19 protein-coding genes are annotated in these 24907 nt (G+C 42.7%); 5 read left to right on the plus strand and 14 right to left on the minus strand.

Annotation, left to right across the window (positions count from 1 at the left end):
* Positions 1-438: 438 nt before the first annotated feature.
* From rpiB to CLOL250_RS11290, 9 genes are all read right to left on the minus strand, one after another.
* On the minus strand, positions 439-867 hold the full coding sequence (rpiB, locus tag CLOL250_RS11245) for a ribose 5-phosphate isomerase B (RefSeq protein ID WP_021944910.1): 429 nt from the start codon (positions 865-867) through the stop codon (positions 439-441).
* Positions 868-1177: 310 nt separating this feature from the next.
* A complete protein-coding gene (locus tag CLOL250_RS11250; RefSeq protein ID WP_044946108.1) occupies positions 1178-2221 on the minus strand; it encodes an L-threonylcarbamoyladenylate synthase in 1044 nt (347 codons plus the stop codon).
* Positions 2222-3157: 936 nt separating this feature from the next.
* Entirely contained in the window at positions 3158-4660 is a 1503-nt protein-coding gene (locus CLOL250_RS11260) for a sodium:solute symporter family transporter (RefSeq protein ID WP_008402629.1), read from the minus strand.
* A 2-nt stretch (positions 4661-4662) separates the two neighbouring features.
* Positions 4663-5007, minus strand: coding sequence for a YhdT family protein (locus CLOL250_RS11265; RefSeq protein WP_008402630.1), 345 nt, complete (start codon positions 5005-5007; stop codon positions 4663-4665).
* 111 nt (positions 5008-5118) lie between these two features.
* Positions 5119-6447, minus strand: a complete 1329-nt coding sequence (locus CLOL250_RS11270; RefSeq protein WP_008402631.1) for a lanthionine synthetase LanC family protein — start codon at positions 6445-6447, stop codon at positions 5119-5121.
* Positions 6448-6531: 84 nt separating this feature from the next.
* A complete protein-coding gene (locus tag CLOL250_RS11275) occupies positions 6532-7521 on the minus strand; it encodes a PLP-dependent cysteine synthase family protein (protein WP_044946064.1) in 990 nt (329 codons plus the stop codon).
* 365 nt (positions 7522-7886) lie between these two features.
* Positions 7887-9071, minus strand: coding sequence for a MalY/PatB family protein (locus tag CLOL250_RS11280; protein WP_008402633.1), 1185 nt, complete (start codon positions 9069-9071; stop codon positions 7887-7889).
* A 107-nt stretch (positions 9072-9178) separates the two neighbouring features.
* Positions 9179-10333 (minus strand): trans-sulfuration enzyme family protein, encoded by a 1155-nt coding sequence (locus CLOL250_RS11285; RefSeq protein ID WP_044946111.1) that lies wholly within the window; start codon positions 10331-10333, stop codon positions 9179-9181.
* Positions 10334-10705: 372 nt separating this feature from the next.
* Complete coding sequence (locus tag CLOL250_RS11290) at positions 10706-11632, minus strand: LysR family transcriptional regulator (protein WP_008402635.1); 927 nt, start codon at positions 11630-11632, stop codon at positions 10706-10708.
* Positions 11633-12154: 522 nt separating this feature from the next.
* Between CLOL250_RS11290 and CLOL250_RS11295 the strand changes: the two genes are divergently transcribed.
* Complete coding sequence (locus CLOL250_RS11295) at positions 12155-14770, plus strand: cation-translocating P-type ATPase (protein ID WP_044946066.1); 2616 nt, start codon at positions 12155-12157, stop codon at positions 14768-14770.
* 87 nt (positions 14771-14857) lie between these two features.
* Here the strand turns inward: CLOL250_RS11295 and CLOL250_RS11300 are convergent, their stop codons facing one another.
* A complete protein-coding gene (locus tag CLOL250_RS11300) occupies positions 14858-15331 on the minus strand; it encodes an NUDIX hydrolase (protein WP_446714956.1) in 474 nt (157 codons plus the stop codon).
* A gap of 238 nt (positions 15332-15569) precedes the next feature.
* On the opposite strand from CLOL250_RS11300, the gene CLOL250_RS11305 reads away from it, so the two are divergent.
* Positions 15570-16016 (plus strand): GatB/YqeY domain-containing protein, encoded by a 447-nt coding sequence (locus CLOL250_RS11305; protein ID WP_021944919.1) that lies wholly within the window; start codon positions 15570-15572, stop codon positions 16014-16016.
* A 203-nt stretch (positions 16017-16219) separates the two neighbouring features.
* On the opposite strand, the gene CLOL250_RS11310 is transcribed toward CLOL250_RS11305, so the two are convergent.
* Together CLOL250_RS11310 and CLOL250_RS11315 are read right to left on the minus strand one after the other, a co-directional pair.
* Entirely contained in the window at positions 16220-18328 is a 2109-nt protein-coding gene (locus tag CLOL250_RS11310) for a PTS sugar transporter subunit IIC/EAL domain-containing protein (RefSeq protein ID WP_274922285.1), read from the minus strand.
* Between the two features lie 51 nt (positions 18329-18379).
* Complete coding sequence (locus CLOL250_RS11315; protein WP_008402642.1) at positions 18380-20038, minus strand: putative polysaccharide biosynthesis protein; 1659 nt, start codon at positions 20036-20038, stop codon at positions 18380-18382.
* 198 nt (positions 20039-20236) lie between these two features.
* On the opposite strand from CLOL250_RS11315, the gene CLOL250_RS11320 reads away from it, so the two are divergent.
* The gene (locus tag CLOL250_RS11320) at positions 20237-20422 is read left to right on the plus strand and encodes a DUF4250 domain-containing protein (protein ID WP_008402643.1); all 186 of its coding nucleotides are present in this window, start codon (positions 20237-20239) and stop codon (positions 20420-20422) included.
* Positions 20423-20590: 168 nt separating this feature from the next.
* On the opposite strand, the gene CLOL250_RS11325 is transcribed toward CLOL250_RS11320, so the two are convergent.
* Entirely contained in the window at positions 20591-22078 is a 1488-nt protein-coding gene (locus CLOL250_RS11325) for an AI-2E family transporter (protein ID WP_008402644.1), read from the minus strand.
* 342 nt (positions 22079-22420) lie between these two features.
* Here CLOL250_RS11325 and CLOL250_RS11330 point away from each other — a divergent pair, with 342 nt between their 5' ends.
* Both CLOL250_RS11330 and CLOL250_RS11335 read left to right on the plus strand, forming a co-directional pair.
* Positions 22421-22870: an NfeD family protein gene (locus CLOL250_RS11330; RefSeq protein WP_008402645.1), complete on the plus strand. Its 450-nt coding sequence runs from the start codon at positions 22421-22423 to the stop codon at positions 22868-22870.
* Between the two features lie 54 nt (positions 22871-22924).
* Positions 22925-23860 carry an SPFH domain-containing protein gene (locus tag CLOL250_RS11335; RefSeq protein WP_008402646.1) on the plus strand — a complete coding sequence of 312 codons (936 nt, stop codon included), beginning with the start codon at positions 22925-22927 and terminating at the stop codon, positions 23858-23860.
* 110 nt (positions 23861-23970) lie between these two features.
* Here the strand turns inward: CLOL250_RS11335 and CLOL250_RS11340 are convergent, their stop codons facing one another.
* The gene (locus CLOL250_RS11340) at positions 23971-24813 is read right to left on the minus strand and encodes a deoxyribonuclease IV (RefSeq protein WP_008402647.1); all 843 of its coding nucleotides are present in this window, start codon (positions 24811-24813) and stop codon (positions 23971-23973) included.
* Between the last annotated feature and the right edge of the window lie 94 nt (positions 24814-24907).

A 24907-nucleotide genomic window follows, 5' to 3' on the forward strand; every position in this document is an offset into this window, starting at 1 on the left:
ACCACATTACCAGTATCAACTCGCCTGTCGGCTCAAACAAGCACTCGCATTTGCTGGTATATGCAGTTCATATCGAAATCCTCGATAATGTCTTCTGACTGCGGTCTTATTATATGATTGTTGTTATTTTACATACATTAAATCCCAATGCAAAAAACATCATCTATCAGGGCAGGATATATATACTTTATGTAGCAGACCTTTTCACACGTAACGGTTCTAAGCTCACTGCTTACACAGTTCACTAAGTACCGACGTGTGAAAAGGTCTGCTACATAAAGTATATACATTCCACCCTGATAGATGATGTTTTTCTTACTACTTATAATCTTCTATAAATTACATATCCCTTATCCGCAAATGTTCCAGTGCTAACTCGCCTGTCGGCCCAGACCGGCACTCACATTTGCTGGCATATGCAGTTTATAGTATTTTTCCTTACTCTTCAATCATCTTGATTCTTCTGATATGACGTTCGTCATTTGAGAATGGTGTATCAAGGAAGGTGTCAACAATCTTGAGTGCCAGTCCCGGTCCGGTTACACGGGCACCCATTGCAAGGATATTGGCATCGTTATGCTCTCTTGTCGCCTGTGCACTGAAGCAATCGCCACAAAGTGCCGCACGGATTCCCGGTACTTTATTTGCTGTAATAGAGATTCCGATTCCTGTTCCGCAGATCAGGATTCCTCGCTCACATTCTCCGTCTGCTACTGCATGTGCAACTTTCTTTGCATATACCGGATAATCAACGGATTCCTCGCTGTAGCATCCGTAATTCTTGTATTCCAGTCCTCTTTCTTCCAGATGCTTGATCACATCCTGCATTAATCCGTATCCACCATGGTCACATCCAAGTGCTATCATATTCTTTGTCCTGCCTTTCTTGTTTTCAAAATCTTTTCGGGTGGTTGTCACCCAACCCGTTTTTTCTATGTTAACTTTTTTCATTATATCGTGAGCATAGCTCACTCAATGCATTCCGTAAAATCAGCATCCTTGCAAGCAAATAATTTTGCATTCATTATATCATGTGCTTCGCACATTCTATGCATTCCGCAAAATCAACATCCTTGCGAGCAAATAATTTTGCGTTCATTATATCATGTGCTTCGCACATTCTATGCATTCCGCAAAATCAGCATCCTTGCGAGCAAATAATTTTGCGTTCATTATATCACACCGATATAATTCTATGTCCTGCTGCTTTGATCAGTCGGTTCATGATCGCATATCCCATATCACCTTCCCGGAAGGATTCACTGTAAATATAGTCTGCGCCGATATCATCACACAAACGAAGCAGCCGGTACAGGGATGAAGATACCGTAATTTCATTCTTTTTGCTTCCCGCATCAAGGACATTTTCACAGGAATATAAATCCGTATTTTCTGTATCACACAGAACTGCCGTCTTATATCCTTCTGCCTGCTTACAAGCAACCAGCTCTGCAATCTTTGCGGCAACCTTTTCCCGCTCACCCTCTACGATCGTGAGTTTTCCCTTCGGTGCATAATGTGTGTATTTCATACCCGGAGCTTTTGGTCTGACCTTCATATCCACGCTTTCCAGTGCCGGATCGATCATGACATCTCCTAAGATATTCTTGATCATATCCGCTGAGATATAACCCGGACGTAAAATTGTCGGACGATCGCCTGTCACATCTACGATCGTGGACTCAATTCCGATTCCAACCGGTCCGCCATCTAAGATCATATCAATCCTGCCGGACAGATCTTCCTCTACATGTGCTGCTGTTGTCGGTGATGGTCTTCCGGACAGATTTGCACTCGGTGCTGCAATATACACGCCTGAATCTTTGATCAGCTTCATAGCTGCCGGATGTGATGGCATACGGATCGCTACCGTTTCCAAACCGCCGGTTGTCTCATGCGGTACAATGTCTTTCTTTTTGAAAATGATCGTCAGTGGACCCGGCCAGAACGCTTCCATCAGCATCTGTGCCTGTGTGGATACCTCTGCCACCAACTCCCATACACTTGCCGTATCAGCAATATGTACGATCAACGGATTATCCGATGGTCTTCCCTTGGCACTGTAAATTTTTTCGGATGCCTTTGGATTTAACGCATCTCCACCTAGTCCATATACGGTTTCTGTCGGAAATGCAACCAGTCCACCACTTTTTAATATATCCGAAGCCTTCCGGAATAATTCTTCGTTTTCCAGATCAGCTTTCGCTACTATGGTTTTCATTTTAATTACCAGCCTTACCTGTATAGTCAGGCACATCGCCTGCCAGTCTCATTTTAGCCTTATCCCCTCACAGTGTCAACCTGTGAAAAAGAGCTTCCCGAATCATGGGTATAATCTCTATATTCTCACACTTATACCCTCTATTATATGCTACCATTGGGTATCGCACCTGTTTTTTCGTCTTCATACCAAATTTATTTAGCTTCGTCGGGTATTTTCCCCCAACATTCTTCCTAATACCCTCATCTAGCCTGCCTTGTGGGTATCGTGCGCTCATTTTCCATTCTATACCCATATCTAGCCTGCCTTGTGGGTATCGTGCGCTTATACCCTATCCCATACCCATATCTAGCCTGCCTTGTGGGTATCGTGCGCTTATTTTCCATTTCATACCCTCATCTAAGCCTGCCTTGTGGGTATCGTGCGCTCATTTTCCATTCCATACCCATATCTAGCCTGCCTTGTGGGTATCGTGCGCTTATTTTCCATTCCATACCCTCATCTAACCAGACACCTCGGGTATCATACTTACTCATCCATTGCCATACCCAGAAATCAAGCATCATCAAGCAATAACTCACATATACAAACACAAATATAGCCTGTCTGGCTGTTGACTAGATCGCTGCACTATGACATTCACGAGGATTTCGTTATGAACTGCATATGCCGGCAAATGTGAGTGCTTGTCTTAGCCCATCAGGGCGAGTTAGCACAGGAACATTTGCGAATAGGGGATATGAATTTCATAGGAACCACAGGGAGTTAACTGTAAAAAAATAAAATGAACGCTGCCATTACTATTATGTAGTAAGCCTTATCCACGGCCGGTACTTAGGTTGCGTACTTTGCAACCTTATGTACCGCTGCACGTGGATTAGAGCGAAAGCGTCTTACGAAATAATAGGTAATGGCAACGTTCATTTTGTTTCAAAGTTACTCTGCTATGGATGCATCTGCCGGATACTCCTTGCCGAACCATGTGGCGATCACGCGGTATGGGCACTTCGGTGTTGCAAGGCTGACAACCACCATGATGATCGTGGAGATCAGACAGGCAACGATACAGGAATTGAAACCAAGTGAGATTGGCAGAACGCCCATATCGATCAGGAGATATAAGCCAATACCACTGATGATACCTGCGATCGCGCCATACTCATTTGCCCGCTTCCAGAACAGTCCGAGAAGCAAAGTATGAAGAAATGCTACTGTCATACCACCGGTAGCATAAGTGATCAATGAAGCCAGAAGTTCCGGTGGATCACATGCAAATAAGAAAACAACTAGTGCAACAACGATAACACTGATAACATTTAACTTCTTTAATGTCTCCTGCTTTGCATCTTTATTGAACAGGTTCTTGTACAGATCACTGACGATCGTTCCTGCAAGAGATACGATCATTCCACCAACAGATGACTGAACCGCACCACATACACCGGCAAGAACCAGACCTGCTGCCCATGCAGGCATTACACTTACTGCAAGTGTCGGAATACCAAGGTCAGGAGTTGCAAGGCTTCCTTCCGGGAACATATATTTGATCGTGAAGCACAGACCATTCAAGCCAATGAGCCAGATTGCAACTACAACCGCACCAACCTTGATCGCACGATGCAGAGTCTGTGTATCCTTATAAGTAAGCGTTGTCATTGTTACATGAGGCATTGTACAGGTTGTGATACCCCATAAGAATGCAAATGAAAGAACCGTCTTTACACTTGCAGGTACGAACCAGTCCGGATTACTCTTAACTAATGACTGGATTGTCTCTGTATAGCTGAGATCTGTTCCGTTGATGCCCATGATAAATAAGATAATAACAGAAACTGTCATGATAATTCCCTGAAAAACAATCGCAGATGCAATGCCTTTAATACCACCCGTGATAGCTGCGATTATAACCAGTACAGTGAAAATAGCAAGTCCGATACGATAATCCTGACCGGTTAAGATCTGGAAGATTCTTCCGCCGCCGGTAATTGTAGATACGGCAAATGCGCCAAGGAAGAACAGGATAACCAGTCCGCAAAGCGCACCAACGATCTTACTGTTGTTATATCTGTGCATCAGAAGTTCAACAAATGTCTTGGAATCCGTTCTTCTGGCTACGATACCGACACGCTTACCGATCAGTCCGAGTACCATGAAGTTCGTGCACATGGACCAGAAACAGCAGACCATCCAGGTCGCACCAAATGTATATGTATAACCCGGTACACCCATGAATACTCCGGCACCGGCAACACCGGCTGATACCATCATGGCAGTTACAAGCACACCACCGCTTCTACCGCCGGTATAGAATTTGCTCAGGTAATCACCTTTTCCATTTGCCATTGCTTTTCTGGTAACAAGACTGTATACCAACTGGAAAATCGTATATGCGGCAAATACAGTAATGATTATAATTCTCTGATTTGTAGATAAGTTCATCTCTATTTGCCCTCCTTATGTTTTCTTTCTTTTAATTTTCCGTTTGGAGTAACATCCATGTCACGATATACAAATGTTACAACCAGAATAACCGCTACTACCATTGCGATCAAAATAATGATCTCATTAAAAATCCACTGTGGAAATCCAAGAATGTATTTGTACTTTGATACATCCTTACCGCCCACCAGATACAGGTTGGCGATCATCAGCACCATAAATACCAGATAGGTTCCAAGCGTGATCCAGAATTCCTTTGTTGTCTGGGTGAAACGCTCATCCGGCTCTATTGATTTCAAATCATAATCCCTGCTGTCAGGATCAATGTTGTTATTTATCTGACTCATCTTATGTGTCTCCTCTCAACGTAAGTTTTTGAATAATTATGAAACGAAAAAATCATTCACCGAGTAAAATAATCACTGTTATTTACGCATATAAAATCTTCAATCGTTTTATCATAGTTTGTTCTTCTCCGGAAATGGATCGTCCAGCATTCTTGTCGCATGGAACTGACCCTTTTCTGCAGAAGCAAGCTGCAGCAATACAGCTCCGATACCTGCTGCACCATCGAATAAACCGATCGGTGTACTTAATACATCCGGTGCGACACGGTCAAGTGCAAATCTCCATGCGCACTCTCTTCCTTCCGTACCGTCTGTGATCGTTGCTCCGTCTGTGATGACCTTACCGCACCTCTTTGCCTGTTTCAGATAAGTCTCATCACCAAATGCAGCCCACAGACCCAGATACATATTTAACAGGCCCGCAGTTCCGCAGCAGATATTGTAAGTATTCCAGTAGCCTTCTGTCCGAACCTCAGGTGCGCCTGTATCAATTACACCCTGTGTCAGCATATCGATATACCGCTTATACCGGTCTTCTCCTGTCATCTCATATAATTTATAGAAGAAACGATTTGTTCCCGCCGGGCCATGACAATAGCCAAGATAGAACAGATCCTTACGATCCGGCAAACCATGTGGAATCAGGCTTCCTGCCTTCATCTTAACCGCCTGTGCGATCATGAAATCCGCGATTCCCTTTGTCGCATCCAAGAACTTCTGATTACCGGATGCTTCGTACAGATTCAGCAATACAAATCCTATTCCTCCGGTTCCCATCGGAAAGTTCGGATCGATATAATCTTCTTTTGCTCCGAAGTAGACAGGATCTACACCCGGATACCAACAGGTTTCGTTTCCTGCATCATGCCTCTGCTCGAGGAAATTCTCTCCTGCTTTTGCGGCAAATGCTGTCCAGTCCCCTCTGCCAAATGTTTTTGCTGCATATAAGAAGAACAGAACCGTTCCGGCATCTCCTACGATACCCGGAAATGAAGTCCAGCTATAACCTTTGCCGTTTTTTCCGGGCTTTGCATCTGCCTTTGCAGACTCAATAATATCTGCCACAAATGTTTTATATTTCTCATTTCCGGTTGCCTTATAGAGCTGTATCATGGCAAAGCCTGCTCCGCTCCATCCACTGGAAAATGCATATTTTGAAAAGTTTCTTTTCAGATCCCGGTCATGATCAAAACGATAACGAATATATGTGGCTGCTTCTTCTGCCTCCTGCAGATAGCTCACATCATTCGTTGTCTGATATAATCCCAGAAGAAATACGATGATTCCGGACGCCCCGGCATACATACAGATCTCATCATAATAGATGGATCTTCCTTCTGCCGCATCCTGCAAAGACCAGTAGATACCTTCCGGTCCCTGTTTCTTCCGGCTGTTTATAAAATTCATGGTTTCTTTCGCATATGTAAGATAGTCTGCCATGTTGTCTCCTTCCTGTTCTATGTTTTATATTACATATATATGTTCTTGACCTTACCAAACAGAGGACGCTCCCGCTCGTTTCTTTTATTCCCCTGCATACATCCTGGTTGACAGATATTTGAATGCGTTGTCAGCCATGATGATCGCAATATTCTTTCCTGCTGCTTCCGGACGTTCAGCTATGATCGTTGCTGCCTTTAAAGCTGCCGCCGCTGACTGTCCGAGAAATACGCCATCACTCTTTACCAGTCTTCTTCCTGTCTCATAGGCATCCTCTGCTACGATATCCAGACATTCATCATATGGGACCTGCTCCGGATCGAAGAATACCGGAACACTCTGTGCCGGAACATCGTTAAATGCAAGTACGCCGTCGATCGTATTTGCTTCCGGATGATTGACATTCTTTCTGGACTGTACTGCCGGCTGTGCACCGATGATCTTGATATCAGAATTTTTCTCTCTGAAATATCTGGACAGACCAGCCAGTGTTCCACCGGTTCCGACCAATGCTACCACATAATCAACCTTTCCGTCTGTGTCCTCCCAGATCTCAGGTCCTGTTGTACGGTAGTGTGCTTCCGGGTTATCCGGATTTGTTCCCTGATCGATATAGAAGTAACCATGCTCATCTGCATATTTGTTCATGATAACGGTAAGCTTCGCCATGCTTAAGCCACCATTCTGCAGCATCTCCAGGAAGCCCGGCACATCAGCTGCCTGAAGCAGCTCTACACCATATGCTTTTAAGATCAGTGTACGTTCTACCGATACTCCCGGCTGAATCACTACTACATATTTATATCCTCTGGCATTTGCAAATGCTGCTGTTGCAATTCCTGTATTTCCGCTTGTGAAATCAAGGATTGTTCCGCCCGGCTTCAGCTTGCCTGATTTCTCTGCCTCTAAGATCATGTTAAGAGCTGCACGGTCCTTTACGCTTCCTGATGGATTGAAATACTCCAGCTTACCAAGGAGGTGGGCGTTCAGCCCTAACTCTTTTTCATAATTTACGAATTCTACCAATGGGGTATGTCCTACAAGTTCTGTAATTGATGAATGAATATTTGCCATTTTTCTATTTCTCCCTTTTCCTATCTGGTTAGTATGTTTTGTTGTCGTTATAAAACCCGGAAGCATCAACCTCCGGGTAAATGTCTGTTTGTCAGTCACCATCCAACTCTGGATAAATGATTTTCTCATCCGGCACATCTTATAGCGTTTCTTTATCATAGTATTAAAGTAGGTTTTATATGTTATGTGCCTATTATAGTGACAGTTCCATAATTTGTCAACCAGTCAAAATATTTTAACTGGCTATAACCACAGCTTATAACCGAACCAATCTGTAACTCTTATAACAGTTACACCGGCTAACGCTATTACATTGCGATTCACACCTTTGATGTTTTCTGCAAAACCATCATACTTGCCTGTGGTTATGCTGTGATCACTGCTTTCAGACGGTCAAGCGCCTCCTTGATCGTTGCTCTCGGACATGCCACATTGATACGTTCAAAGCCTTCGCCTACCTGCCCAAAGATCGCACCGCTGTCAAGCCACAGCTTTGCCTGATTCATGATCAGGTTCTCCCGTTCCTTCTCTGTCATTCCGAGTGCCCTGAAATCCAGCCACAGCAGATAAGTTCCTTCCGGCTCGATCAGCTTGATCTGTGGAAGTTCCTTTTTCAGGTAATCACGCACAAATGCGATATTACTCTCTACATATCTCATCATTGCCTGATACCATGTCTCGCCATGAGTATACGCTGCTTCACAGGCGGTAAGTCCCATTGCATTTAACTGGCTGTAGCCCGCCGCATCCACCTGCTTACGAAATACTGCGCGCAGAGTTCCATTTGGAATAAAGATATTCGACACCTGAAGTCCTGCCAGATTGAAGGTCTTTGCAGGAGAAGTACAGGTAACGGAGTTCTGTTCGAATTCTTTCTTGATCGTTGCAAATACCGTGTGCTGGTGGTCTCCGAAAACAAAATCCTCATGTATCTCATCACTTACAACTGTAACGCCATGCTTGATACAGATATCACCCATCTTTGTAAGCTCTTCTGCCGTCCATACACGGCTGACCGGATTATGCGGACTGCACAACAGGAACAGCACAACATGATTGTCAACGATCTGTTTCTCAAAATCATCAAAATCGATGTGATATTTTCCATCATCCCCAAGTACAAGATCATTGCTCACAAGCTTCCGGTTATTGTCACGGATCACTTCTGAAAACGGATAATAGACCGGCTGCTGGATCAGAACGGCATCCCCTGCCTTGGAATATGCTTTGACCGCCATCGCCAGTGCAAATACAACACCCGGTGTCTTTGTCAGCCAGCTTCGTTCCACCTTCCAGTCATGGTGAGCTTCCATCCATTTGCTGACCGCCTCGAAATAACTCTCTCTACTCTCCGTATAGCCAAAAATTCCATGCTGTACACGCTCTGTCAACGCATCCAGCACCAGACTCGACGTCTTAAAATCCATATCTGCAACCCAGAGAGGAAGTACATCCGCAGGCTTTCCTCTCCTCTCTGCAAAGTCAAATTTCAAACAGTCTGTATTTCTTCTATCTATTACTTCATCAAAATTCAGGTTTTTTTCTTCCATAATTATCCTCCCGTTATGTCTCAGATCCTATGCTGTAAATATATTTCCATATCAAAATATTTTTCAGGCAAATTACTTTTTCATCATTATTCATATATTACACTGTTTTATTCCCGAAAAGAATCAATTGCCTGTTTCAGATCCGCGATCAGATCCTTCTTATCTTCGATTCCTGCCGACAGACGCAGAACACTGTCTGTAATACCGTTCTTTATACGGATTTCCTCCGGTACATCCGCATGAGTCTGTGTCGTCGGATATGTGATCAAGGTCTCTACGCCGCCGAGACTTTCTGCAAATGGGATCAGCTTTAGGGATTCCAGTATATGGAGTGCCAGCTCCTTGCTCTCCACTTCAAATGTCAACATGCTTCCAAATCCACTCGCCTGGCTCTTACAGACCTCATAATTATTTGTTCCCGGTATTCCCGGATAATAGACATTCTTTACTTTCTTCTCCTGCAACAGGAATTCCACGATCGCCTGTGCATTTTCCTGTGCCTTCTCCATACGGATTGGCAGTGTCTTGATGCCACGAAGCACCAGCCAGCTGTCAAATGGCGCAAGTCCCGCGCCTGTCGTCTTTATGATATATCGTAATTTCTCCGAAAGCTCCGGTGTATTTACCACGATGAATCCGGCCAGCGTATCGTTATGTCCGCTTAAGAACTTTGTTCCGCTGTGCAGAATGATATCGGCTCCCAGTTCAAATGGCCGCTGGAAATACGGTGACAGAAATGTATTATCCACGATCAGCAGCAGATTATGTTTCTTTGCAAGTTCCGCCGTCTTGCGGATATCAATAACATTCATCATTGGATTAGTCGGTGTCTCGATATAGATTGCTTTTGTATTTTCTTTGATGTAGTTTTCCGGATCTTCCTCTGCAAAATTGATCCGGCTGAACTCAATACCATTTTTCTGATTAATATGATCAAATAAACGGATACTTCCGCCATACAGATCTGCTTCCGAAATGATATGGTCGCCCGGTTTGAAGATCTCCATCAATGTAGTAATAGCTGCCATGCCGGAAGAAAAAGCGAGAGCATCCAGTCCTCCTTCTAATGATGCAACGATCTTCTCCAACTGTTCTCTGGTTGGATTCTGGAGTCTGCTGTAATCATACCCCGTACTCTGTCCAACTGCCGGATGCGCATACGTTGCTGTCTGATAGATAGGAAAGCTGATCGCTCCCGTTCTGTCTCCTTCAAATTTTTTGTGATTTCCATATATACATTTTGTAGCAATTCCTGTATCCATAATAACCGTCATCCTTTCCTGCTGCCTGCGTTTTTGACTTATGATTTGTTCTGACAGGCTATTACTGACATTACCAATCAGGGAACGCTTCCGCTCGTTGAGCCCTGCAGCGGTACTAAGATGCTGCTTTCGCACCATCAAGTACCGGCGGTCTCAAATGTCCCTGTATTGGCAAGTCATAATAGCCTGTCAGAACAAACCATAAGTTCATGCATTATTTATACCATAGTATATCAGTAGGAATAGAATTCCGGTACTATGTATTTCTGTGAGCTGGTTATAAGTATCATTTATAGCCAGCTTGTTACTTGATTTTCATTTCCCCCGCTCCCTGCAGGCTCAGACCTCACAACAAAGAAAACGGCTGAGCATTTACTCAGCCGTCTTCTTTACATTTTCCTGTGTTCCGTATTGGGTCAGTATCTCGATATAGCGTCTGCCAAGGGTACTCAGCCGCATGCCTTTTCGTTTGATATAGCCGATCGTCATTTTCTCCTCCGTGTCAAGCGGAATTGCGCGGTAAGCACTACCGTTTAATTCTTCACAGATAATACCGGAGCACAAGGTATATCCGTTCATACCAACCATCAGATTCAGCATTGTTGCACGGTCATCTGCTTTGATGATCTGCTTGTATTCCAGAGTGCTGAATACTTCTTCTGCATAATAGAACGAATTTCGTTCGCCCTGTTCAAAGGAAAGGCAAGGATAATCTTTTAATTCTTCAAATGCGATCTTCTCTTTTCCTGCCAGCGGATGCTCGTTGCTCAGATACACGAATACATCACAGTCAAATAATTCCGTGAATTCCAGTCCGTTTTCTGAGAAGATCTTCTGCAAAGCCTTTCGGTTGAACTCATTTAAATATAAGATTCCAAGCTCACTCCGGTAGTCTCTTACAAACTCGATCACTTCATTTGTCCGTGTCTCATGCACAGCCAGTTCGAAATCATCCAGCCTGATCTCCTTTGCAAGCTCGATAAAGGCTTCTACCGCAAATGAATAGTGCTGCATGGATACACTAAATTTATTCTTTTTCTTTTCGTTATTTATGTATCGATCTTCGATCATCTGATTCAGTTCTACCATCTGTCTTGCATAGCTTAAAAACTCGTCTCCCTCCGCCGTGATCACGATACCACGATTGGTTCGGATAAATAATTCGATATTCAATTCTTCTTCCAGATCCCGTATCGTACTGGAAAGTGCCGGCTGGGATACATACAATTCTGCTGCCGCCTTATTCATGGATTTGGTATCTGCTATCTTTACAGCATAGACAAGCTGTTGTAATGTCATATCTGTGCCTCCCGATTGCTTCCTTATATGTTTTCTTTTTATACAGGTACTTTATGCTTTAATATACTATAAGACCTGTGTCCAAACAATTACGCTCATTGTACCACACCTCTTTTTTATTTTCGATATTTTCTGATCGATTTTATAAGATTCTGTCAAAGCATAGTTCTTCAAATCGAATTTTCCGGTAAAAAAATGGTTAAAACTTTCTAAAAACGGTTGACTAAGCTTTTCATACATGATAAAAATATATCATTCAAAAAGGGAGTAGTTTCATGCTGTGCATGTGCCGATTCTCGTCAGTACGCCTTAAAAGGCCGGGGATCGGATAACCGATATATACGTTAAAACGAGACTTTTTGTGCATATTTTTTGTGCACAAAAAGTCTCGTTTTTTATTATCAATTACAAAAAACAGCATGTACCAACCAAAATTTTTCCCAAAATACAAGCAGCATATTTGAAAAAACTACTGTTCATTATCTGTCTCAGGAAAAAAAGCAAAAGAAAGGACATGGTCTTATGAAAGAAATCTATCAGCTGAACAAAGAAGAATTATTCCGAACCTGCGGTAATCCGGAAGGACTTACCACTACAGATGCTAAAGAGCGACTTCAAACCTATGGTGAAAATACTCTGGTCGAGCAAAAGAAACAAAGCGTTGCTTCTGTCTTTTTTCACCAGTTTGCCGATCTGCTCGTTATCATCCTGATCGCTGCCGCGATCGTCTCTATGGCATCCGGCAACATTGAAAGTACGATTGTTATATTTGCGGTTATTATCATGAATGCGATCCTTGGTACGATCCAATATGTAAAGGCAGAAAAATCTCTTGATTCCTTAAAAGAATTATCTGCACCAAAAGCGAAAGTATTACGTGACGGAATCAAACAGGAGATTGCATCAAAAGACATCGTACCGGGAGACATCCTGCTCTTAGAAGCCGGTGATATGATCGTCGCTGATGGCCGTATCATCGAAAATTTCTCTTTACAGGTAAATGAAAGTTCTCTGACCGGAGAGTCTACAAATGTGGATAAAGACGACTCTGATATCACCGAGGATGTTGCTCTCGGTGACCGCATCAATATGGTATTCTCCGGCAGTCTTGTTACTTATGGTCGTGCAAATGTTCTCGTTACAGCAACCGGAATGCATACAGAAATGGGTAAGATAGCCACCCTTATGAATAATACAAAATCCAAAGCGACCCCACTTCAGATCAGTCTTGATAATTTCAGTAAAAAACTGGCAACAATCATTATGGTGATCAGTCTGATCGTATTCGGTCTCCGTCTGATGCAGGGCGAGAAAATACTGGATTCTCTGATGTTCGCAGTTGCCCTTGCTGTCGCTGCCATTCCAGAGGCTCTCGGTTCGATCGTTACGATCGTTCAGGCAATGGGTACCAGAAAGATGGCTGCCGATCAGGCGATCATCAAAGATCTGAAGGCGGTCGAAAGTCTGGGCTGTGTCTCTGTTATCTGTTCGGATAAAACAGGTACACTGACCCAGAACAAAATGACAGTTCAGCAGCTTTATACCTGTGATACTCTGTTAAATGCCGACCAACTGGATCTCCATATTCCGGCACATCGTTATTTTCTGTACAACTGTATCTTAAACAACGACAGCAGTATCCGGGATGGCAAGGATATCGGGGATCCGACTGAAACCTGTCTCCTTACGATGGCAAGGAAAACGAAACTATTTGATGTCGGTGTAACAGAAGAAGTTCTGCGTGATCTGATGCCACGTCTGGAAGAGATTCCATTTGACTCCGAACGGAAACTGATGAGCAGCAAATACCTATTGCACGGCGTACCTACACTTCTGACAAAAGGTGCAGTCGATGTTCTTCTTACCCGTATGGATTCAATCATCACAGAGGATGGTATCCGTCCGATTACAGAGAACGACCGCGACAGAATTCTGGAACAAAATATGCAATTTTCCAGACAAGGTTTACGGGTTCTGGCACTTGCCTATAAAGAATGTTCCGATTCGGAAGTTCTGACCGCAGCCTCTGAATATGGTTATACTTTTATCGGACTTGTATCCATGATCGATCCGCCAAGAGAAGAATCCATGGCTGCAGTTGCGGATGCTATCTCCGCCGGAATCAAACCGATCATGATAACCGGAGATCATAAAGTAACGGCAACCGCTATTGCCAGACAGATCGGTATCTTCCACGATGGTGATATGGCCGTAACCGGTCAGGAAGTCGACCGTATGACCGATGACGAACTTACAGATGTCCTTCCAAAGATCTCCGTCTATGCCAGAGTTTCACCGGAAAACAAGATCCGTATCGTTGATGCATGGCAAAAGAAAGGTCACATTGTCGCCATGACGGGTGACGGTGTAAACGATGCTCCCGCATTGAAAAAAGCAGATATCGGTGTCGCTATGGGAATCACCGGAACCGAGGTATCAAAGGATGCCTCAGCTATGATCCTTGCAGATGATAATTTTGCAACGATCATAAAAGCTGTCCTGACAGGAAGAAATGTTTACCGTAATATCATGAATGCCATCCTGTTCCTTTTGTCCGGAAACCTCGCAGCCATTCTGGTAGTTCTCTACTGCTCCATCATGGCGCTTGATACCCCATTCCAGCCGGTTCATCTGCTCTTTATCAATCTGCTGACCGATTCACTTCCGGCGCTTGCCATCGGTATGGAGCCATCCGATAAGAAATTACTTCGTAACAAACCGCGAGATCCAAAAGCAGGAATCTTCAATAAATCCTTCTCGCTCCAGCTTATTTGCTACGGTGTTCTGATCGGTATTGTTACAACCGTCGCCTTTTATCTGGGTGATTCCGTAAATGCCCTGACTGCCAGCACAATGGCATTTGCCACACTGACGCTTGCAAGATTGTTCCACGGATTTACATGCCGCAGCGAATCCTCTATTATAAAGATCGGTATCCGCTCCAACCTCTGGAGTGTCGCCGCTTTCTTCGCCGGTGTCCTGCTGCTTGGCTTTGTCCTGCTCGCACCATTTATGCATGGCTTATTCATGATTGCCGACCTGACAGTTAAAAATGTATTGAGCATTTTAGGGCTTGCATTTATCCCAACCTTTATTATCCAGATCACACGAATAATAAAAGAAGCTGTTCGTAAATAACTGCAGCGTCAAGACTTATGAAATGGTTGTATTGTGCCTGCAAAAGTCATGACTTATACAGAGTCGAATGCCGGCTGGCGTTTTCTTTTAATAAAACTCCAGTCGGTGTTCCACCAGCTCATCTCCTTCATAGACCAGCCGCAGAGTGAAGAAACGTTGTTCGTCTTCTAATAAGAGTTTCAAAAATATAGCATCTCCTGTCCAGGTCGGAAGAGATGGCACGATGCTTTTATCTACCCATTCCAGTTCTCCTTCATTGCAGGCGGTTAAGCTTCCGGTAAAGCCATCTGCTGTAAACAGACACATCAGCTCCGGCTCACAGACATCACTGATAAATGTGATCAGGCCACGGAACTGATAAGATGTCAGTGTCAGTCCTGTTTCTTCTTTTACTTCCCGAAGCAGGCAGTCTTCCGGTCCTTCTGTTTCTTCCGCATGTCCGCCGACTCCGATCCATTTATTCTTATTAATATCTTTCTCCTTCTTCGTACGATGAAGCATCAGATATTTTCCGTCTTTCTCTATATAACATAATGTTGTCATTTTCATAGTAAGTGACATAGCCTTTCATCTCCTGTTATTTGCCATATTTACCCATATGCGCTCATTATACCTTCCCCCCGGACAAATGCAACCGATAATTCAAATACAGTTGCCATATTGAAATTATCGCTTTTCCGGTGCTATAATAAGGAGCGACAGGTTGTAAACCTGTCCGATCACAATATGTGAAGCAATTACAAAACATCGACAGTTTTGCAATTACCTATATATAACTTTATACGGAGGTATGAATATAATGAGTAAAATTGATGAAGTCAGAAGCGAAATGATGGCCGCTATGAAGGCACATGATAAAGAGAGAAAGGACGCATTATCCGCACTCCTTACAGCCTTGAAAAATAAATTTATAGACAAACGTGCTGATCTGACAGAGGAAGAAGAAAATGAAGTTGTATTAAGAGAGATCAAGCTCGCAAAAGAAACAATCGATACAACACCTGCTGATCGTACCGATATTATAGATGAATGCAAGGCAAGAATCACTGTATTCGAAGAATTCGCACCAAAGATGATGGATGAAGCAGAGATCACTGCTACGATCAAAGAAGTTCTTGCAGGTCTTGGTATCGACGCTCCAACAGCCAAAGACAAAGGCAAGATCATGAAAGAGCTGATGCCTAAGGTTAAAGGCAAAGCTGACGGAAAACTGGTCAACCAGATCCTTACATCTATGATGGCATAAGCATACAAAGCCACCACACGATAACAGAAAAACTCCATGCCCGGTGTCTATATATTTTATGAAGCAGACCTATCCGGAACGTCGGTTCTTAACGAATCACCAACAGGTGATGAGTTTAGTACCGATACGTTCCGGATCGAACGAAAGTGTTCTGCGAAATAAAGATATATAGACACCGGACATGGAGTTTTTTAGTTTATGTCTCAGCTTTCATGTCCTGACCCTTTGATCCACGACATAAGTTCATCAAGTTTAATCGGCTTGCTGTAGAGATAGCCCTGGAATGCATCACAGCCAAGTTTTTTCAGTTCATCTCTCTGAGCTTCATTCTCTACATATTCAGCAATAATCTTGAATTTCAAAGATCTGCCCAGATAGACGATTGATGCAATGATATCACGATTCGTTTCATTATGAATAACGTCTCTCGTCAGAGATCCATCCAGCTTTACAATGTTAAAATACTTCGTCTGCAAATAAACCAGCGACGTATGTCCCATACCAAAATCATCGATCAGGAATCTGTGACCTTTCGCCTTCAATGCTTCAATCTTTTTCGTTATATCAATGGACGAAGAAAGTGCATCCTGCTCCGTGATCTCAAGTCCGAGCTGTACATTTGGAAACTGGTATTTCTGTACAACATTTTCGATACATGCTTCAATGCCATCCCATTCCAGAGATTCATTTGTAAGATTGACCGACATCTTGAAATCATCCGGTACGATATCCCTTACCTGTGCCAGTGCCGCACCTGCCGTATCAAAGATAAATTTCTCTAACGTACTAAGTACCTTCTTTTCCTTGGCAAGCTGTATGATCAACGGAGGATAGATAAATCCAAATTCCGGATGCTCCCAACGGATCAACGCTTCTGCACCAATGCACCTGCCATCACGGTTCACCTGTGGCTGATACACTAAGAACAATTCTTTCCGTCTGATTGCTTCAACAAGTTCATCTGCCAGGATACGGGCCATATGTCCGATCTCATCTTCACGCTTTGTATATGGTGAGATGGAATTGTTCTGCTCCTCGCGCTGCATCTCCTCCACCAGTCTTTTGACATCACGTTTCAGACGCAGTTCCCGCTGTTCTTCATACATACGAATAAATGGTTTATAAATACACACACCAATTGCCAGACACAGGATCTGCAAAACTGCTCCTGCCCAGGAACCGGTAGCCTGATACCCACTCAGAATAACAGGCGTCGTCCAATCAACTTCATGTATCACGTGCGGAACAAGTCCAAAGAACATTGCAGCATAAGTGACCAGATAATTCACCATCGGTACAAGCATAAATGGGATCAGTAGAATAGGATTCAAAATCACAGGAACTCCAAATAAGACAATTTCACTGATATTGAAGACCAAACTCGGTGCTGCCATATATGCAAGATTCCGAACACCCTTCTTTTTCGCAAACAACAGGATCGCAATCACCAGACACAAAACGGCTCCCACTCCTCCCAGAAGTACAAATACATCCTGCATTGTCTTGCTGAAAATTCCGGCTGTTATATCAGAAAAATTCTGCTTGATCACTGTGTCTAACATATTGTGTCCATGAATTCCAAAGAACCATAACGCATGTGTCAGAAAAATAATGACCACTCCTGCTCCCAGTCCATTCTGTAATGGCTTTAACAGGTAATCAAAAAAGCGTTCAACCAATTCCTGAAAACCGCTTACTCCAAATAATACCTGTAACAAAATTCGAAAAAACGCAAAAAATCCAATAATGACAACCGCCGGAGCAATTCCTTCGATTGCTTCAATATAGATACCGTCCGTATTCGTACGCTGATTTTTCACCTTGAAGAAACGACTGCTCTTCATTGTGTAATAGATCTTACCGGAAATAAGCGCAACAAACAGTGCCGTAAATGCATGCATATTGCTTAACGAATGAATGGAAAAATCATCGTACTGGATTCCGAAATACCCTACCAGAGCAGCCAGTGTGATAATTACTAAAATGATAATATTTCCTGTACCTTCATAGATTTCCTGCTTTCTCCGTTTCATAATGGCATAACTGACCGTTGTTGTTACTGCCAGAAAAACAGCAAAGAACTCATTAACACTGGCATATACGAAATTCAGAATTTCCAGTACATGTCCACCACACAATTTCGCTATAAACGTCTGATATGCAGGAATCGGTAGATTGATCAACATCGCCGCCAGGTACCCGACTACAAGAAGCGGGATCATCATGATCATACCCTGTCGGATCGCACCCAGCGCGCAGCTGCTGTCAAGCCGGTCTGCCATACGCATGATCATTTTTTTAAATTTGCTCATCTTTTGTTTTAGTGCAATAATCTGGGAGTTAATTATCACACGTTCCTTTCTCTACTCTCTCACCAGATGTAGTTTTTCTGCAAGCTTCAGGATCAGGGTTCCCTTTGGCATAGCAAGGATTTCTTCCTTCGTATATCCTCCGACTGCCAGAATAGCTGCTGCATAGAAAATAACTGCAAGCAGGATTGCCAGAACAACACTGACTGAATTCATATGGATCAGGTGGTAGAAGATCTGATAACTGCCCCATGCAACGATTCCCATAAATATCGACGCAACAGCAGGAGCAAGATAGATCTTCTTCACATCAAGCTTTGTAGACATATATTTGGATACAGATATATGGTTAAAGATACATGCCAGTAATGAATACAGGATCGTAGCCGCTACCAGACCGAACAGCTTCGCATCTGTAAATTTCAAAATAGCAGCAAGAAATACTAAATGGATCAACAATGCAAGTGTCGCATTCTTCACCGGCTCCATAACCTTTCCGATTCCCTGCAAGATACTGTTTGTAAGTGTTGATAATGAATAAAATACCACAGATATGCAGCCGGCAGTCAATGCCTTAAATACCAGCGGATCCGCGCCACGGAACAACAGCGTGATGATCGGTTCTGATAACACACCGATTCCGACAGCACATGGTATCGTCACCATCATCGTGATACTCATGGACTGATTGTATACATGATTCGTTTCCTCTTTATCACCCTTGGTAAATGCTCCCGAAATATTCGGTATCAGGGTTGTTCCAACCGCAGATGCAATTGATACCGGAAGATTGATCAGCACCATATACTGACCGGAAAAAATACCGTACAAATTTGCAGATTCAACACGATCTACATTTTTACTGTTTAAGACATTGTAGAAAATCTTCATATCTACGGTGGTCGTAATATTATACACAAATGCAGCAATAATGATTGGTGTTACGATCATTACGATCTGCCGGAATAACTTTCCATATGATTCTACATTCGACGAAACATCAGTCTCTACTGTCTCCATGATTTCTTTTCTTCTTCCTGCATATGCGATCAGAATATAAATAATTCCACAGAGAACACCTGCCCCTGTTCCCATTGCACTGCCTGCTGCACCATATTTTGCATGTTCAGAGGTTCCCGGTGCAAATGGTCTGGACATCAGATGGGCAGCCAGAACGCTGACAACTGCATTTGCAATCTGCTCTATAATCTGTGATATAGAGGTCGGAATCATCGTTTTATATGCCTGAAGATAGCCTCTGTAAATAGCAAGAAAGCCCGACAGAAATATTGTCGGTGCGAGGATCTGTAAGCTTAAAATCGCATTTGGCTGTTCCTTTACCAGAACCGGTGCAAATGCAAATGTCAGGATACCTGCCACCAACCCGGCAGATACTACATAGATAAAAGCGCATTTAAATACTCGTCTCGCATTTCTGTATTCTCCCAAGGCCAATTTCCCTGAAATGATCTTAGAAACCGCCGTCGGAATGCTGTAAGTTGCGATCATCAATATCATGGAATAGATTGCATACGCTGTACCATAATATCCGTTTCCCTCATCTCCGATAATCTGAAATAACGGCGACCGATATAAGAGACCGATCACTCGGGATAATATACCTGCACCTGCAAGTACTGCCGCCTGAAAAGCAAAATTTGTCCTCATACCGGACGGCTTCTTTATTTTCTTCTTTCCATTATCATTCTGCATGATTGTTTCTCCTGATTATTATGTAACCGACTACCAAGCGATCAGCTACCATTCTATCCGGTTGCACATATTTCCAGCGTCTGCTATACTGACATCGGAAATGGCACACGTTTCCAATACCCTATATATATACCAGTTTTTTATACTTATTACAAATAAAATATGTAAAAGATTTTTATAAAAGGAGGTTTTCCACCTATGGCTAATTCAAATATTCCAAAAGATCCTGTTATGCTCCTTAGTTTTATTAATATGAAGCTTCGCGATTTTTATCCGAGTCTGGATGAATTATGTGCAGATCTGAATCTGAATGTAAATGAAGTATCCGAAAAACTGGCATCTGCCGGCTTTAACTATGACGAAAAATTAAATCGATTTGTATGATAAGCAAGCAAGTAATTTTACTTTCATTTTATCTCATTACAAACGGAATGCCGGCAGAGCTATGACCGGGTATTTGTGTTTAAAATACCCCATAGATATCTGCCGGCTTATTCTATCACATAAAGCTACACTATATGTGCCCTGTCATTTCTGAATATGCTACGTTTCCTACATCTGATCATCTTTGTCGTCATCACTGCTCTTCTTTTCAGCTCCATGCTCCGTTGCTGCCAACTGATCATCTGCTTTCTCCGCATGCATCACTTTCTCAATCTGCTGATATAACCTCTTCGCATGTCGCTTCGCCTCACGTTCTGCCTTTGCAGCTGCTTTTTCCTCCGGAGTTTTTTTATGAAAACGGATATCCTCCTCTTCCTCTGTCAGATAGATTGGCTTTCCGGTTTCTTCATCGATCCGTTTGATTCGCTCAAATTCCGAGGACACCGATACCATATGCTTCTTTTCCAGCTTGTCGGTACATGTCTTATTGATATACATGTAGATACATGCAAATACCGGAACACCCAGCAGCATTCCGTAGAATCCGAAGATACCACCACCTACGATAACCGCGGTCAGAACCCAGAAGCTGGAAAGTCCCGTTACATCACCAAGGATCTTTGGTCCTAAAATATTTCCATCAAACTGCTGAATACACAGGATCATGATAAGCAATATGATACTCTTGATCGGATCTGCGATCAGAACAATAAACACACATGGGATCGCACCGATGATCGGACCAAAAAACGGAATTACATTTGTCACACCAATGATAACACTGATCAGCAATGCATATGGCATATCTACGATCGTTGTCAAAATAAATGTTATAATCCCGATTATGATCGAATCCACGATCTTACCATTGATAAACTGACTGAATATCTTATTTACACTTGCAAGTCCATCCAGAATGATATTCGCGTTTTTCAGTTTAAACAGTGCATAGACGATTTTCTTGCCTCTGGAAGCCAAATATTCCTTATTCGCCATCACATAGATAGATGCTACAATACCGATCAGGAAATTATAAATGAACTTCAATCCGCCCACAACACCGGAGCTGATATTCAATACAATCTTATCCAGATTCGGAACAACATCTGTATTTACCCATTTCTGTAAGCGGTCATATACAGTGTTTACGACATTCATTACCATTTCTTCGGATTCGCCAAGGTTCTTGAATTTATCATAAATGGTATTGATCGCCTTCATGATATTATTATAGTAATTATCCATATTGGATATAAGAAGATTGATACTGTCGATGACCTGTGGCACTACCATCCAGATCAAACCCGTGAGCAGACCAAGGAACAAAATGATCGTTATAATGATCGATATGGCTCTTGATACATGAAACAGTTTTTTCTTGTCTTTGATCACCCGATCCTGCAAGATCGTATGACACAGACGATCAAAAAAGATAAGCACCGGATTCAACAAAAAAGCGATCACAAAACCAATTATAATCGGTGCTGCCGCCCCGGTTATCGTATCCAATACCTTCCGAAAGCCTGTCCACTCCTCCAATATCTTATTAAATACAAGCGCTGCTGCAATTACCAGAAATATGATCGTTCCCGCCTTAAACAGCCGTCTTTTTCTTTCATTTCCCAATTTTGTCTGATAACCTTTCCCTTTCCACATTCAAAACCCAATATCAGATATGTCGTTTCATTCCATTCCTATAACAACACATCAATGGATTTATTCTTACATATAATTATAAACAACCTGAAAAAATTATATACTGTTTCAAAAAGTCAGGCAATAGAATTTCCCATTTTTAATAGATTTTAAATAGATTTAACCATGACTTTACCAAATCCAAAATCGTTCAAAAAATGAACCTTAAATAACCCTATATTTTTGAAAAAAGCATTGTCGACACTTTAGTTACATAGTAAAATAGTGACATGTTTAAGGGTTCTTAACAAACCACAAAACATATTTTACCTAAGACCGGGGAGGCATAAAGGAGGTGTTCTTATGGAAAATGAATTAATCTGTCAATTAATTATCTGGTCCGTTATCTTTATGGTCTGTATAATTATCGAAATCATTACTCTCGGACTTACAACCATCTGGTTCGCGGGAGGAGCTTTGGTATCTGCGATCTCTGTATTCTTTGGTACATCACTGATCATCCAGATATTGATCTTTGCAGTTATTTCATTAGTTCTTCTGTTTACTACAAGGCCTGTGGCTTTAAAACATTTCAAATTATCCGATATGGAAAAAACAAATGTTGAAAGTCTGGTCGGCAAACAGGTGATCGTATCTGAAACCATTGATAATCTAAAGGCTACCGGGCAGGTAAAAGTAAATGGTCTCGAATGGACCGCACGTGCTGCTGATGAAACTGATATTATTCCCCAGGGAACCGAAGTCACGATCAATGAGGTTTCCGGCGTAAAACTTATTGTCAGCAGAATATAATTTATTTAATTTGACAGATACTATATCTGTCGCCACTTAAAGGAGGTACTTATTATGGATTCACCACTCACATGGCTAGTAATTATCTTAGTATTCATTGCTATCATTATTATCTGCAGCACAATCAAGATCGTCCCACAGGCACACGCTTACGTTATCGAACGTCTGGGAACCTACTGCGGTACATGGTCCGTAGGTCTTCATATGAAGATGCCTATTATCGATAAGATCGCACGTCGTGTTACCTTAAAGGAACAGGTTGTAGACTTCGCTCCACAGCCGGTTATCACGAAAGATAACGTTACAATGAGAATCGATACTGTCGTTTTCTTCCAGATCACAGATCCAAAGCTTTTCTGCTATGGTGTTGAAAATCCGATCATGGCAATCGAAAACCTGACAGCCACTACTCTCCGTAACATCATCGGTGATCTCGAACTTGACCAGACACTGACATCCAGAGAGACGATCAACACAAAGATGCGTGCTACCCTGGACGAAGCAACTGATCCTTGGGGCATCAAGGTAAACCGTGTTGAGCTAAAGAATATTATCCCACCTGCAGCGATTCAGGATGCCATGGAAAAACAGATGAAGGCAGAACGTGAAAGACGTGAACAGATCCTGAAAGCAGAAGGTGAAAAGAAATCCGCAATCCTTATTGCAGAAGGTAACAAACAGTCCGTTATCCTGGAAGCAGAAGCTGAGAAGCAGTCACAGATTCTTCGCGCAGAAGCTAAGAAGGAAGCAACGATCCGTGAAGCTGAAGGTCAGGCACAGGCTATCCTCGCTGTACAGCAGGCAAATGCAGACAGTATCCGTCTCTTAAATGAATCTGCTCCATCTAATCAGGTTCTTACGATCAAGAGTCTGGAAGCTTTCGCAAAGGCTGCCGACGGCAAGTCAACCAAGATCATTATTCCATCTGATATTCAGGGTGTTGCAGGACTTGCAACTTCATTATCGGAATTAGTGAAAACAGAGAAATAAGATTGAACTGATTCATTGGTAATATTAAAAACTGCCACTGTCAGAATGAAGCCGTTATTGGGTAACCATTCTGATAGTGGCAGTTTTTATTTTATCTGTTATCCTTACAATTACTCCATGCTTTCATCCGCCCAGCTCTTTATCATTGCTATCTCTCTTGCATATCCTGCATCATCATTTGGTGTCTCTAAGATAAATGGTCTGCCTGCAAGCAATGGATGCGTTACGATCCGTTTTAATGCTTCTGCTCCGATCTCACCCTCTCCAATCTTCTGATGTCGGTCTTTGTGTGAATCTCTCACATTCATGCTGTCATTTAGATGAACAGCCTTTAAGCGGTCAAGTCCGATGATCTGATCAAACGTGTGAAGTACACCATCCAGATCTTCCACAAGATCATAGCCACCATCCCATGTATGACAGGTATCAAAGCATACCCCGATCTTATCCTCGCAGTCAACCAGCTCTATGATACGTTCCAGTTCTTCAAAATTTCTTCCGACTTCCGAGCCTTTGCCTGCCATTGTTTCCAGTAATACGACTGTACTCTGATCCGGTTTGATCGCATGATTTAATGCATCGGCAATTACCGGTATGGCTTCTTCTGCTCCCTGACCAACATGTGCGCCCGGATGGAAATTATAATAATTTCCCGGAAGATACTCCATCCGCTCCATATCATCCTTTAAGATATTACATGAGAACTCCCGAATATCCGGTTTTGCTGCACAGACGTTCATTGTATATGGTGCATGTGCGACCAGTTTTCCGAAATGATGCTCCTCCATCAGGGAACGTAACCGTTTCGCATCTGCCGGATCGATCTCTTTCGCCTTTCCGCCCCTTGGATTTCTTGTGAAAAATGCAAATGTATTTGCACCAAGTTTTAATGCCGCCTTTCCCATAGCCTCAAAGCCTTTGGAGGACGACAGATGATTTCCTATATATATCATGTTGTTTCTCTCCTTCTTATAATATAAATATGGCTATGTCATAAGACATAGCCATATTTGTGAAACCACCAGCAGCGGTTTCAACGCTTTTACA

This window comes from Clostridium sp. L2-50 (assembly GCF_000154245.1).
Classification (GTDB): Bacteria; Bacillota; Clostridia; order Lachnospirales; family Lachnospiraceae; genus Coprococcus.